We start from the raw sequence: 14263 nt of genomic DNA, 5'->3' as shown, positions 1-14263 counted from the left end.
AAAAAATAGCTTATGCTTTTTATTTTTTCACCTTAAAAGTTCCTGTATTCGCATCAAAAGCAATTAAATCTTTTGGGAAGAGACTGTCGAAAGTGCCTTTAGAAATGAGGTTGCAGGGTTCATCTGAAACCACCGTATCATGAGTCATCACAATCAATTTATCGCAAAGCTGAATGGCTAAATCAATTTCATGAGATGAAAATAAAATGGTTTTTTGAGTGTCTTTAGCCAATTTTTGAAGCAGCTTTAAAATATAGGCTTTATGATACATATCTAGATGGGTGGTGGGTTCATCTAAAATGATTAAATCGGTATCTTGGGCTAAAGCTCTAGCTATCATGACTTTTTGAAGCTGGCCATCACTCAATTCAAAACACTTTTTGTCTTTAAGGTTTTCAATGTTTATTTGCTTAAGCGCGGTATTAATCATGTGGATATCTTCATTAGAAAAACTCCCAATCCAATTCGTGTAGGGCTGTCTTCCTAAAGCTACCAGTTCAAAAACAGTGAGGTTTTTAGAGGCTAACTTTTCAGTAAGTACCAAACTTAAAACTTTGGCTAATTCTAAATTTGAATGCGATTCTAAAGCTTTATCGTTAATTGAAATACCACCGCTTAATTTAGGTTGTACGTTTGTAAGTGAACGTAAAAGTGTGGATTTTCCAATACCGTTAGCGCCAATTAAACCAACCAATTCACCTTTTTGTAATGCAATATTGATGTTGGAAGCAATAACAGTTGTGTCCTTTTTACTGCGGTAACCAATTGATAAATCTTCGGTTTTTAAAACGATATGTGTGTTAGAATCTGCCATTAAAACATCATTTTTCGTTTTCTAACCAATAACCAAATCACTACAGGCGCACCAATTAAAGAGGTAATCGCATTAATAGGTAAGGTATAATCACTTGATGGTAATTGAGCAATGCTGTCGCAAATTAGCATGATAATAGCTCCAAATAAAAAGACAGCGGGTAATAATATTTTATGATTTGAAGTGCTAAAAACCTGTCTTGTAATGTGCGGAATTGCCAAACCAATAAAGGCAATAGGACCAGCAAAAGCCGTAATAGTTCCAGCTAACAAACTGGTTGATGTGATGATTAGTAATCTGCTTTTTTTTATGTCTAAGCCTAAACTTTTAGCATAATTTTCACCTAATAATAGAGAGTTTAAGCTTTTTATGGCGCCCAAACTTAACAGGATGCCTAAAGCATAGAGTACAAAAAGAATAAGTAATTCATTCCAAGATAAATTGCCTAAGCTACCAAAACCCCAAAAGAAATACTGTTGTAATTCTTCGGCAGAACTAAAATAAGATAACACGTTTACTACAGCACCAGAAATGCTTCCAAACATGAGTCCGATAATTAAAATCGCCATAGCATCACGAACCCGTGTTGACACAATTAATACGGTAAGTAATACTAAAAAACTCCCTAAAGTGGCTGCCATAACTAAGGTCCATTTGGAAGCTAAAACCCCTAAAAGTAAACCACCAAACAAGGACGTTCCCATAGTTACTATAGCGACCCCTAAACTCGCACCAGAGGTTATACCCAAAACAAAGGGCCCAGCCAAAGGGTTCCTAAATAGGGTTTGCATCATAAGGCCAGAAATACCTAAGCCAGAACCCACAATAATAGCCGTAAAGGCTTTTGGGATTCTGTAATCGATAATGATGTGATGCCACGAAATGTTTTTAGAGGTTCCGAAAATGGTTTGAATAATTTCGGCGTTAGGAATAGAAATAGATCCCAAGCTTATGTTCACAAAAAAGCATAGAACAAGTAGCAAGATGAGTGCTAAAAATATCAGTTGGTATCTTTTAGTGTTTTGCAACTAGTCTAGGCGTTTAAAAAAATAATTATCATAATCATCTAATAACCCTGGATGTGAAATGTTGATGATGTCTTTAAGGATAAGGTCCGGACGTAAAGGACCAAGTTCATAAAACATAAGCCCCCCTTTCGGACCAATTTTTTTAGTATAGGTATAGATGTTTTTGTTTTTATAAGCATCAAAATAACTATAGCCTTTATGGCTGTTTTTCATGGCTTCAAGGGTTTGAAATGACCCTCCGCCGATCCATAAATCAGCCTGTTGAGCGTGTTCTAAAACATTTTCAAAATTGAGTTGAATACTGCCGTTTGAGGTGTCGTCTTTCCATAAATAATTGGTGTTGGCATCATGAAAATATTGGGCCATATAACTGCGTCCGCCAGGAACATTCCACACATCGTTAAACATAGACCCTGAAAAAATAATAGGTTTTTCATTGACTTCCAAGGCTAATTGTTTGGCTTCTAAATAATCGGCTTCAATGTCTTCAAAAAGGGCATTTGCTTCGTCTTGTTTGTTGAAAATAGCACCTAAAAACTTAATCCATTCGGCACGACCTAGAGGGTGTTCTTCGGTCCATGAGCCATCTAAAACTATTGGAAAACCATATTTTTCAATCTGTTTTAGTGATTTGTTCTTTCCATTTACGGTAAACGCAATGACGATATCAGGTTGGAGTTCCAGAAACAACTCCATATTAATTTCTAAGTCGTTGTTCAAGTCTTTGATGGTGCCCTCATCAATGAGTGTTCTTGTTTTTTCTGAAGAAATGTATTTCGTTCCAGGGAAACCTACTAAACGGTTTTCAAGGTTTAAATATTCTAAAGCCGGAATATTGGTGGTAGACATAGCCACCACTTTGCCTATGGGACGTAGAATGACGATAGCAGCTTCAACAAACTTGGGAATGTCTTCTTCGTTATCGACTAAAATATAGCGAAAGGCATCCTGGCTTTGGGGCCATGGCGAAGTGACGACGATTTCGGTGTGATTTTTATGATTTTTAATGCTAAACCCTTTAGCATATTTAAGATTTTCTGGGGTTACTTGTACACCAGAATTGGGATTGTTGTCTTTTTTTTCATCCTTGCAAGAGGTTAAAAAAAGAAGGCTGAGGGAGAGTAAAATAAAAAAACGCATGGATTATAATTGAAGTTCAAAGGTCATTAATTTTTTTGTATTTCGATAGGTCGAAGCTTACTTTTGAGCAAATTAAATAAAAATACATGAATTTTTTATGTTCTTGGAGTGGTGGTAAAGACAGTTGTTATGCCTTTTATCAAGCAATAAAACTAGGCTATAAACCAGCAGTACTTCTAAATGTGATGAATGAATTTGGCGATCGCTCTAGGTCGCACGGCATTCCTAAAAATATTTTGCAAGCACAGTCCGAAGCTTTAGGGTTGCCAATTCATTTTTTTAGCAGTACTTGGACGGACTACGAGGTGAAATACATAAAAAATCTACAAGCTCTCACTAAAAGTTATCCCGTATCTCATGCAGTTTTCGGTGATATCGATATTGAATCACATCGCGCTTGGGAAGAAAAAGTTTCTGCAGCAGCGCAATTAGAAGCCCTTTTACCTTTATGGCAAGGAAACAGAAGAGCCTTGGTTTTAGAAATGATTGAAGCCGGTATTGAAGCCATGATTGTATCCTGTAATCAAGCCTTAGGGCCTGATTATTTGGGGAGAACCATTACCGCAGATTTAGTAGAAGAACTGGAAAACAAAGGGATTGATGCCTGTGGCGAAAATGGGGAGTTTCATACCTTGGTGGTTAATGCACCGTTTTTTAAAAATAAAGTAGAAGTAGAGAATGTTGAAAAAACAGTTTCTAGTAATTATAATTTTGCTGTTTTGCAGCTTAAAGGTTAATGCGTTCGAAAATATGTGTTTGTTATTTGTAGCATAAAAAGGGTTATTGTTTTTTTTTGAGTAATTGTTCTCGACTCCGCTCGAACACCTGTAAAATTGCTGTTTCGTAACGGTCTTCGAGCGAAGTCGAGAAGCGGTCTTGTTAGTATTATTATGGTTAATTTTTACTTTAAAAGCCTTAGAATTTACTGAATCTTCAATTTCTCATTAGTAAGGAAGGCTATATTCATAAATGTTCTCGACTCCGCTCGAACACCTGTAAAATTGCTGTTTTGTAACGATCTTCGAGTCGAAAAGCAGTCTTGTTAGTATTATTATGGTTGATTTTTTACTTTAAAAGCCTTAGTAGTTACTGTGTTTTCAATTTCTCATTAGTAAGGAAAGCTATATTCATAATTGTTCTCGATTCCGTTCGAACACCTGTGAAATTGCTGTTTCGTAACTGCTCGGCCTTACACTGAAATTAAAATTCAATTTAATAGTTTGTTGAATTATTACAATTCAACAGTCGTTATCAACTGAAAATTTTCATGAACTAATTTCAAATGAAACACATCGCCGTATTGTATTTTTATTTTAAAAGAATCCTTAAGCGGAATGTCTAATACATGAGCCAAGAACGCACGCATCGGGCCAGCGTGGGAGACAATGATCATGTCTTTTTGGTTTTTTGAAGTAGCTAAATCTTCAAAGAATGCTTGTGTCCTGGCAGCGAGTTGTACGTATGATTCACCATTTGGAACGGCAACATTTACAAAATCGGTCATCCAGGGGTTCATCACTTCTTCTGGTATGTCGTTCCAAGCTTGCATTTCCCAGTCTCCAAAGTTAAGTTCTTTTAAACGTGGCTCTAAGGTGATGGTTTTACTAAATGTTTGAGCGAGTTGTGTACAACGTTTCAATGGACTAGTAATCACCTGAAATTCTTTTTCCTTCGGAAGTTTTGATAAAATGGCTTCAAATTCTTCCTCGCAATTTTCAGTGAGCTCTAAATCTGTTTGCCCGTAACAAATACCTTTTTCCACCGCAGGTGTGGTATGTCTAATTAGATAAATTTCCATAAGGCTAGAGCACTTAAGTAAAAGATAACTTCAGAAAATTGTTGTACGGCTCCAGCACAATCGCCCGTTTGTCCGCCAAGCCATTTTTTAAACTTCGCTGCTAAAAACATTTTAGATAAATAACAGGGAATAATAGTTAAGAAAATAAGAGGCGTTTTAAAAAAGAATAGGGGAGTGATACCAAAAATGGCGCTAATAAGCAACATGGAAAAACTCATGCTTTTAGCGGCAGGTTTGGCTTTGCTATCGTCTGTATCTCTTACATATGGATGCGTGTAAATTAAAGTGGTTGCAATAAAACGACTTAAACTATGGCCCGAAATAATAATTATTGGAATTAAAGCTAGAGGTTGGTCGGAAAGCGCTAAAAATTTTATGCCCAGAATTAAGCCTAATCCCGCTGCGCCGTAGGTTCCCAATCGGGAATCCTTCATAATGAGTAAGATTTTCTCTTTGGTCCATCCGCCACCAAGGCCATCACAAACATCGGCAAAACCATCTTCATGAAAAGCACCTGTAGCATAAATAGTGGCTACCATACTTAAAGCGATAGCAATTTCCGTAGAAAAAATAAAAGAAGCCCCAAAGTAAATAAGGGCGCCTATGCTGCCTACAATAATGCCAACTAAAGAAAAATATTTAGAGCTTTTGGTTAAAAACTCAGGTTCATGATTGACCCATTTCGGACAAGGAATTCGGGTGAAAAACATGATGGCTGTTAGAAATATTTGAAACTCTCTTTTCATGGTTTTAGTTTTCAGATTCTCCGCTTACTCCAGCACTTTCAAAACTTGCCATGTTATTTAAAAAATCTACAGAAGCCCGTAACAACGGAATGGCTAAAGCGGCTCCTGTGCCTTCACCCAATCTTAAGCCCAAAGCTAAAAGGGGGTCGGCATTTAAAAATTCTAGCATGTTTTTGTGGCCTTGCTCATTAGAACTGTGCGCAAAAACGCAGGACTCTAGAACTTTAGGGTTTATGGCTTGAGCAGCAAGTAGTGCCGAAGTCACAATAAAACCATCTATAACAATCACCATATTTAATTCATATGCTTTTAAAATAGCGCCACAAAGCATGGCGATTTCAAAACCTCCAAAAGTAGCAAGCGCTTCTTCGGCAGATTTTGGTTGATGCTTTTCATAAACTTCAGAAAGAATTTTTCCTTTTTTTGAAATACCTTCAGAATCTAATCCAGTTCCTGAGCCCACACAGTCTTCAATGGGTATTTTTGTGAAATAGCTCATTAATAAGGCTGCGGAAGACGTATTACTAATGCCCATTTCGCCAAAACCAACGGTGTTACAGCCGTTTTTATGAAGGTTTTCAACAATATCACCCGCTTTTCTCATAGCATCGGTACATTGAGTTGAGGTCATGGCAGGTTCTTCTTGGTAATTTTTCGTGCCTAAGGCTATTTTAGCATTTATGATGTTTAAGTCAGCACCAAATTCATGATTAACACCAGCATCAACCACCTTTAATTCGATGTCGTTTGTTTTACTGAATACGTTTATGGCAGCGCCACCATTTACAAAATTATAGACCATTTGAGCCGTAACTTCCTGAGGAAACGGATTCACTTCGCCCTTTGAAGCAATGCCATGATCTCCTGCAAAAACAATAATGGCTGGTTTAGCTATTGTAGGCGTTTCGGTATTTTGAATGCTTCCAATTTTAAAGGCTAATGTTTCCAATTTACCTAAAGCACCTAATGGTTTGGTTTTCGTATCTATTTTATGTTGAAGCGCTTGTTGTACGTCTGTTTTAATCATGAGATTATTTTAAAGTTAAGGGAATTCCAGAAACCATCATGGTGGCTTTATCTGAGTTTTTGGCGATGTGTTGATTCATCCAACCTTGTAGTTGGGTAAAGTGTCTACCAATTTCGGTTTGAGCGTGTACACCCATACCAATTTCATTGGAAATGATGATGATGGTAGCATCGATATCGAGCAGTTTATTGAATTCTATTTTTGCGAGTTCCAGAGCTTTATCGATATCATTTTTGGTATCTATAAAGAAGTTTGTAAGCCACAAAGTAACACAATCAATAACGACAACATCTTTTGGGTTCACAAAATTAGCGACTTCTTTTTCTTCTTCAATGGAGGTCCAACGCTCGTCTCTATCGGCAATATGTCTATCAATTCGTTTTTTATGATCGCCATCCCAAACTCTTGATGTTGCAATGTATTTTGGATTGTTAGTAAAAGACATGGCTAAATTTTGTGCGTAACTGCTTTTTCCTGAGCGCTCGCCACCTGTGATGTAATAAATCATAAAAATCGAGGTATTAAATAGTGTCACAAAGATTATTATTTTTTTGAGAAATATGCCCGATTTATGATTTTGATTTTAAAAATTGGTAGTACCTTTGCAGCGAATTTTGGTTCTGTTTAATTTTGAAGTTAAACGGATTAAAAGGGAATTTGGTGCAATTTTTAATTAAGTCCAGAACTGTTCCCGCAACTGTAAGTTTATGCCAAAACCTGTTTTTGGTACCTTTTAAAAAGGGTGTTATTCACTTCATATACCACTGGCTTTTAGCTGGGAAGGTAAAATAGCATTAAACAAGTCAGGAGACCTGCCTCATTCAAAACTAATACGTTAAGCTTTCGGGATAAAAGTTGATTATGAAAAAAGAAAATCTATTCCTAGTAATAGTCTGTTTTACATTTTTTAATGGTTTTGCTCAACATGATAGTTTGGTGAATCACTTAGATCAAGTGATTATTCAGGCCGATTATAGGTTGAAAGAGCATTCCGTTGGGTATAAAGTAACACGCCTTAATGATTCTATTTTGTTGAAAAACACAGAATCGTTTAGTGCCTTAATGCGTTTCAATTCACCTTTGTATGTTAAAGAGTATGGTGCAGGAGGTACCAGTTCTGTTAGTTTTAGAGGCACGAGTGCCACGAATACGGCTGTGGTTTGGAACGGTATAAATATCAATGCTGTTAACAACGGACAAACAGATTTTAATGCTTTAACCGTTAGTTTGTTTGATGCTATTGATATACGCAGTGGCGGCGGAAGTTTAGAGTATGGTTCTGGAGCCATTGGAGGTACCGTACACTTGAATGATTATTTACAGTTTTCAGAAAAAGAGCGCATTACCAACCAGTTTGTAGCTTCCGTAGGGAGTTTTGAGACTTATAATGGTTTGTATAAAATTAATGTGTCGAATGCCAAGTTCGCTTTAAATGCCGGACTTAATTATGTGCAGTCTGAAAATGATTATCCTTGGAATGACGGCGATTTATACAATTATAATGGTGCTTACCAAAACTTGGCCTTCAATGTGAATGCGGCTTTTCTGTTGAATACCTATTCTAAACTAAAGCTTTATAGTGCCAATTATTTGGGTGAACGCTTTTTTTCCGGAGAATTACCCAATCCGTTTTCAGCAAATGATAAGTACAACGATTTTAGTTTCAGGAACTTGCTAATTTATACCCATGACAAGGGAAAAATATACCAGGAAGCCAAGCTGGCTTTTATATCGGATGAATACCGTTATTTCGAAAATGAAGCGGTTGATTACTACGATTACGGAAAATCGAAACGGTATATCGCAAATTACAACATCAGTTATCAATGGCCTCAATTAAATGCGAGTATCAGTTCTTATTCTGAATATGAATCCACCTTCGGTAATACCAATAAAATTTTAGAAAAAAACAGAAAACAGTTTTCTCAGTCTTTCATTTTTGAACAAAAAATTGGTTCGATATTCGATTATAATGCGAAAGTTCGAAAAGATTTTAATTCTGACTATGAAGTGCCTTTTACGTATGCTCTAGGGATGAAACTACACCTAAATAACGGCTTTTTCTTTAGAGCAAATGGTTCTAAAAATTACAGAGTACCAACATATAACGATTTATATTGGCCAGGACAGGGTAATTTAGATTTAATCCCTGAAACCGCTTGGCAAGCAGATGTAGGTATTGGTTTTAAAAACAATTTATTTAATGTAGATATTGGTGCTTTTTATATTGATGCTAGTGATAAAATAGTTTGGACACCTAACGGCGACCTTAATAAACCTAATGTTTGGGTACCAATAAATCTTGATGATGTAGATAATAAAGGGGTTGAGCTTGTCCTTTCATATAACAATTGCTTTAATAAACACCACATTCATGTTGATGTGAATTATAGTTATACCGAATCCATAAATCAAGAAACTGGAAAGCAAGTCATTTTTGTTCCGAAGCATTTATTAAAAGGTAGCTTGGGGTACACTTACGGGCGTTTTAGCTTGTACTATCAACAACTTGTTACAGGAAAAGTGTATACCACAGAAAGTAATTCTGAAGACTTTATTGTGCCGCAACATGCCGTAGCTAATGTGGGCTTAGATTTTAGACTCTTCAATACTAAGAACAATCAATGCACGCTTGGTGTGAAAGTGAACAATGTTTTTGATGAATATTATGTGGTTCAACCAAGACGACCAATGCCTAATAGAAACTTTAATTTTAATATAAACTATAAATTTTAACCTATGAAAATGAATAAATTAATATCTCAGTTTTTTGTTTTGAGTCTACTGTTTTTAGCATCATGTAGTAGTGATGATGACGGTGGTTCAAACCCAGAAGAAAGTAAAGGTGCTTATGATAACGGTATCTTAATTAGTGGTGAAGGTAGTGGGGCTGGAACAGGCTCTATATCTTATGTTTCAGATGATTTAACGATTTCTGAAAACCTAATTTATAAGAAAGTAAACAGTACTGAATTAGGGGTTTACGTGCAATCTGTTGCTTTTGATGATGACAGCGCTTTTATTATTGTTGATAATGCCAACACCATTACTGTGGTTGATAGATATACTTTTGAATATGAAGGTGAAATATCTACAGGCTTATCAACACCAAGATTTATGGTGGTTGATGGTGATACTGGTTATGTGACGAATTGGGGAGACCCGTCAAATGATTCTGATGATTTTATCGCAGTAGTGAATTTAAATTCTAATGCTGTTGTTGAAACGATACCTGTTGGTAATGGTCCAGAGCGTATTGTAGAAAATAACGGAAAATTATATGTGTCTCATAAAGGGGCATATTCTACAAACAATATTATTTCGGTAATTGATACTGATGATGATTCTGTTGAAGAAATCACGGTAAAAGATAATCCAGATGAATTATTCATCAACAGTGTTGGTGATTTAATGGTGCTTTCTGAAGGGAATACCATTTATGATGCAGATTGGAATGTTGTTGGTCAGACGGCAGCTAGTATTTCAACCATTGATACCAGCTCTAATGCTGTAGTTGAAGAATTGGTTTTTGCTGATGGAAACTCACCGTCTTTAATGGTATTAGACGGAAGTACTGTTTATTTTGCTTTAAATAATGAAATTTATGCTATGAATGAAAGCGCTTCAAATTTACCAAGCGCCTCATTACTTGAAGCTGAAGGCTTTATGTATGCTTTTGCTGTAGACTCAGATAGAATTTATGCAACAGATACCAGTTTTTCTGATGTTAGTAAGTTGAATATCTATGATTTAGATACCCAAGAAAAACTAGATACTAAAGAGGTGGCCTTAGGTGCTGCTAAAATATATTTTAACTAGAGTATATTTCTTTTAGAAAGAATAAAATGCCACTCTTTTTGGGGGGCATTTTTTATGGAATTAAATCACAATACCAAACCCCATAGGTTTCGGTATCGCTTTTACAAACGGAATCGTCATCTTCGGTTTTCGGAGCTTTGTATTCGCGCAATACTTTTTCGCCTATAGTAAATGGTACGGGGTTTTTAAAAATAGGCCCATCAAAACAAAAGGTGTGAAATTCGCCATTTTCACCACAAGGGTCAACACCTTCAGGTAGATTGGCTACAAAATTTTTATCGATAACGGTACCTACAAAATCTTCTCCAAAGAATTTAGAGTTAGCACAAACTATAATTGTTTTAAAGCCTAAATCTAAAAACTCATTTAGGAGTTCTTTAGTATCGCGTTTCCATATAGGGAAAACGGCTTGAAAACCTTGTTTAGCTAGTTGTTTTTCACGGTAAATACGTAAGTCTTCTAAAAAAATATCACCAAAGGCACTGTGTGTAAAGCCTTCATTTTTTAGGCGTGTCACCATTTCTAGCATTTTCTCCTCATAGACTTCCATAGTTGGCATTTCAGGAAGTTCAATTAGTTGCGCAGGAATGTTAATCGCATCGGTTTGCGCTTTTAGCAGTTCTTTACGAAGGCCGTGCATAGACACACGATTATAATGACTATTTACAGTTGTAATTAATTCATCAACTTGATAATTTTCATCTTGTAAAAGGTGATACAAAGCTAATGCAGAGTCTTTACCCGAACTCCAGTTGAAGTAGGTTTTGTGTTTATTCAAAATCAAACTAATTTGTTAAATGTGAAGGCAGCGCTTTTTCCACGTGCATGCCAGGTTGCATGGTTTTAAAATCGCTGCTGTTTTTTAATATTTCTATAGAATAACTTTTGCTCGTTGCTTTTTTAGCTGTTCCTGTAATATCAGAAAGTGCAGCAGCTAGAAGTGGTTCATTTACATCTCCTAAAATTCCATGGTTGTTGATGTTTTCTGCTAATTCTATGGTTGGTGCTAAACCGTTAAAATAATCGGTGACACCATCAGCATTAAGCGATTTAAAAATTAAGGGTTGCATGGCATAAGTATGGCCTGGGTTAGCGCCTTGACGTCCAAAATTAGGAGAATCGTATAAAGTGGTTGAGGCTTGATATTTCCCAGAGGTTGTGGTGCCTATTTGTACGACTTGAATGTAAGGGGCTAAGCCATTTATAACTAACTCACTTGCTGAAGCACTTCGGCCAGTTGTAAGAATATATATTTTAGAGAGGTTTAAACTATTAAGTGCGGTCCCTTTATTATTATCAACAAAACGATTGATAAGCATTTCAGGGTTTGAGTCTTCAATAACCTGTTGGTATTCGTTGTTCCATTGTTCGGTGCTAAATATGTCACCTTTAAACTGTCCCGTAATCATACTGGCTAACAAAATAGTACTATTTACTGAGCCTCCTGAATTGTATCGTAAATCTAAAACCAATTCGTTAACGCCTTCCGCTTTAAAAGTTCCGAAAACATTGTTGAGCTGCGTGTTGTATTCATCGGTTCCGGTAAAAGCATTGTACATTAAATAACCAACTTTCTTAGTATCTACGTTTAATACATCATGAATATAAATAGGATTTTCAGAATACTGTCCTTTTGTAAGTGCTATGCTTTGATTAAGTGGTGTGAGGCTGTCATCGTCTCTATCAGAAGTGCCATTATCACTGTAAGTAGCTAGGTCAATGTTGTATTGGTCCTGATTTAAAAGCTGGCTATAATTATTAATGGTAAGTGCTGTGCCATCAACACCATAAAAAACATCACCACGAGTAATCCCTTTTGTTTCGGCATCTGTATCTGGTAAAACATAAGTAACAATACCAAAAACAGTAGATTCAGTACTTGATAATTGGTATAACTGAAATTCCATACCATTGGTAATGCTAACGCCTTTAAAGGCTTCTTCCAAAGCAATAAAATCGTCTACAATCCAGCTAAAACGGTCTACGGTTTCCCTCCTATAAATTAAACTTTCAAACAAATCTTCGGGACGTGAAAACCCATCAAGGTAACTGGCGTATTCGCCATCGCTCGAAAAACGGTCGTTTGCTAAATTAGGAACTTCATCTTTATATAGGTAAAAGATATTCATTCCGCTCCATACAAAGTGATTAACATCACTGGCTGAAACCGCGTGATCGTCTATGTCTTCAAAACAGCTCACCATGAGACAGGTACATAAAAATAGAATAGTGACTTTAATATGTTTCATTAAAAAGTAGGATTTAATTTTTGGGTTTAAAGCTAGTAAACATAGCTTTTTTTAGGGGTTTAAAGTCATTAGAGACTGCAATAAGTTCTACGTCTAAACCTATAATCGTTTTGTTGACTAGACTCGCCTTTGTGGTAGTACCCGAGATTAACGATAAGGCTTTTTCTAAAAAAGGTTCATTTTCATCACCAAGAGTACCTAGGTTTACTATGTTTTCGCCTTCAGCAGTGCTACCAGAACTTGTTTGGTAAGTCATACGGAAATCTGGCTCTAAACCGTCAGCATACTCGGTTACATCATTTGCATTTAACGCCTTATACACCAATGGTTGTAAATAATACGAATGGTTTGGGTTGGCGTTGGCTTCGCTATAATCATCAGCATCATATAATTTAATCGATGCTGTATATTTTCCAGTGGTGTTGGTACCAATTTGAACCACATCAATATATGGGTTTAAGCCATTTATTATTAGTTCGCTTGCCGATGCCGTGCTTTGAGTAGTTAAAATATAAACCTTATTTAAGTTTAAGGATGCAATAGGAGTGCCATCTGGCAGTTGATTAGGAAAACGGTTGATTAGGCGTTCTGGATTTTCTTCTTCGTAATAGCTTTGGTACTTATCATTCCACTGTTCCTTCATTAGAACATCTCCGTAAAACTGACCTGTAATCATGCTACATAAGGCTAAAGCTGAATTAACATCTCCACCAGAGTTATATCTTAAATCTAAAACCAACTCTGTAATCCCTTGGGCTTTTAAGTCGGCAATGGTGGCATTGAGTTCATTATCAAAATCACTATTAAAACTATGGAACATGAAGTAACCCGCTTTTATGCCTTGAGTTTCTATAACTTTACTAATATGTATGGGGTTGTCTGTGATTTTTGTTTTGGTTAATGTGACATTTTTATCACTAGGTTGGATGGTGTTATTGTTAATCGTGGCCATGCCAAGTGTGTAAGTATCACTGTCTCCAAACAATAGGTCTTCGTAATTATAAACGGTTAATTGTTGGTCATCAACCGAAAGGAAAAAATCACCTCTTTTTATATCTTTTGAAGCGGCATCAGAATTATTGGCCACGTAATAAACAAATCCAAAAACGTCATTGGTGTTTGTTATTCTTCCCAAGCCAATTTCTAATCCGTTACTCTTGGTAGTACCTAGGTAGGATTTACTTGTAGGTTCAGAATCATTAATAATCGCACTGTATTTATCAACATCACCACGTCTGTAAAGTAAGTCTTCAAAGATACTTTCAGGAGAATCGTAGCTGTTTAGAAACTCATAATAATCGTCGGTGCTAGCGAATTTATCATCTGCAAGGTTAGGCACTTCACCTTGCCATAAATAAACTTCATTTAAACTTGACCATATAAAATCGTTAACTTCATCATCTAAAACCACAGGTTCCTCTGTTTCAGTTTCTGGTTCTTCAGTAGAAAGGCTGTCATCAGATTTAGAGCAACTGAATATAAAACTAAAGACCAATAAAGTAAGAAAACTAAATAGTTTGACTTTTTTCATGAAAGATAAGTTATTAGTGGTTTTAGTTGGTCGTCAAATAAACTCTAAATTTACAGAGATTATTGCGTACTAAAAAAATAATGCTAGCCTTTAATGTTTTAATTGTAACAA

13 protein-coding genes and 1 riboswitch are annotated in these 14263 nt (G+C 36.1%); of the genes, 3 read left to right on the top strand and 10 right to left on the bottom strand.

Annotation, left to right across the window (positions count from 1 at the left end; genetic code table 11):
- Positions 1-19: 19 nt before the first annotated feature.
- The 3 genes from F6U93_RS03480 to F6U93_RS03470 are packed head-to-tail and all read right to left on the bottom strand — an operon-like array spanning position 20 to position 2982.
- Positions 20-814, bottom strand: a complete 795-nt coding sequence (locus F6U93_RS03480) for an ABC transporter ATP-binding protein (protein WP_150936883.1) — start codon at positions 812-814, stop codon at positions 20-22.
- Complete coding sequence (locus F6U93_RS03475) at positions 814-1842, bottom strand: FecCD family ABC transporter permease (protein ID WP_150936882.1); 1029 nt, start codon at positions 1840-1842, stop codon at positions 814-816. Before F6U93_RS03475 ends, F6U93_RS03480 begins: the two co-directional genes overlap by 1 nt.
- Positions 1843-2982 carry an ABC transporter substrate-binding protein gene (locus tag F6U93_RS03470; RefSeq protein ID WP_150936880.1) on the bottom strand — a complete coding sequence of 380 codons (1140 nt, stop codon included), beginning with the start codon at positions 2980-2982 and terminating at the stop codon, positions 1843-1845.
- 86 nt (positions 2983-3068) lie between these two features.
- Here F6U93_RS03470 and F6U93_RS03465 point away from each other — a divergent pair, with 86 nt between their 5' ends.
- On the top strand, positions 3069-3719 hold the full coding sequence (locus tag F6U93_RS03465; protein WP_150936878.1) for a Dph6-related ATP pyrophosphatase: 651 nt from the start codon (positions 3069-3071) through the stop codon (positions 3717-3719).
- Between the two features lie 494 nt (positions 3720-4213).
- Here F6U93_RS03465 and cobC read toward each other — a convergent pair whose 3' ends face one another.
- The 4 genes from cobC to F6U93_RS03445 are packed head-to-tail and all read right to left on the bottom strand — an operon-like array spanning position 4214 to position 7061.
- Positions 4214-4780, bottom strand: a complete 567-nt coding sequence (gene cobC, locus F6U93_RS03460; RefSeq protein ID WP_150936876.1) for an alpha-ribazole phosphatase — start codon at positions 4778-4780, stop codon at positions 4214-4216.
- Positions 4765-5526, bottom strand: coding sequence for an adenosylcobinamide-GDP ribazoletransferase (locus F6U93_RS03455; protein ID WP_150936874.1), 762 nt, complete (start codon positions 5524-5526; stop codon positions 4765-4767). The genes cobC and F6U93_RS03455 overlap by 16 nt, the downstream gene beginning before the upstream one ends.
- 4 nt (positions 5527-5530) lie before the next feature.
- Positions 5531-6553: a nicotinate-nucleotide--dimethylbenzimidazole phosphoribosyltransferase gene (cobT, locus tag F6U93_RS03450; RefSeq protein WP_150936872.1), complete on the bottom strand. Its 1023-nt coding sequence runs from the start codon at positions 6551-6553 to the stop codon at positions 5531-5533.
- A gap of 4 nt (positions 6554-6557) precedes the next feature.
- A complete protein-coding gene (locus tag F6U93_RS03445) occupies positions 6558-7061 on the bottom strand; it encodes a bifunctional adenosylcobinamide kinase/adenosylcobinamide-phosphate guanylyltransferase (RefSeq protein ID WP_150936870.1) in 504 nt (167 codons plus the stop codon).
- Between the two features lie 90 nt (positions 7062-7151).
- Positions 7152-7387: riboswitch (cobalamin riboswitch) on the top strand.
- Between the two features lie 27 nt (positions 7388-7414).
- Between F6U93_RS03445 and F6U93_RS03440 the strand changes: the two genes are divergently transcribed.
- Entirely contained in the window at positions 7415-9289 is a 1875-nt protein-coding gene (locus F6U93_RS03440; RefSeq protein WP_150936868.1) for a TonB-dependent receptor plug domain-containing protein, read from the top strand.
- A 9-nt stretch (positions 9290-9298) separates the two neighbouring features.
- Complete coding sequence (locus F6U93_RS03435; protein WP_225312541.1) at positions 9299-10372, top strand: YncE family protein; 1074 nt, start codon at positions 9299-9301, stop codon at positions 10370-10372.
- A 52-nt stretch (positions 10373-10424) separates the two neighbouring features.
- Here F6U93_RS03435 and F6U93_RS03430 read toward each other — a convergent pair whose 3' ends face one another.
- Genes F6U93_RS03430 through F6U93_RS03420 form a run of 3 tightly spaced genes read right to left on the bottom strand, consistent with a single transcriptional unit; the run spans position 10425 to position 14152 of the window.
- Positions 10425-11150, bottom strand: a complete 726-nt coding sequence (locus F6U93_RS03430; RefSeq protein WP_150936864.1) for a Dph6-related ATP pyrophosphatase — start codon at positions 11148-11150, stop codon at positions 10425-10427.
- A gap of 7 nt (positions 11151-11157) precedes the next feature.
- Positions 11158-12621, bottom strand: a complete 1464-nt coding sequence (locus tag F6U93_RS03425; protein ID WP_150936862.1) for a S41 family peptidase — start codon at positions 12619-12621, stop codon at positions 11158-11160.
- A gap of 13 nt (positions 12622-12634) precedes the next feature.
- Entirely contained in the window at positions 12635-14152 is a 1518-nt protein-coding gene (locus F6U93_RS03420; RefSeq protein WP_150936860.1) for a S41 family peptidase, read from the bottom strand.
- Between the last annotated feature and the right edge of the window lie 111 nt (positions 14153-14263).

The organism is Pseudotamlana haliotis (genome assembly GCF_008806375.1).
GTDB classification, from domain to species: Bacteria; Bacteroidota; Bacteroidia; order Flavobacteriales; family Flavobacteriaceae; genus Pseudotamlana; species Pseudotamlana haliotis.
Note: the sequence above shows the minus strand (reverse complement) of the source record. Positions and strands in the feature narration are given on the sequence as shown.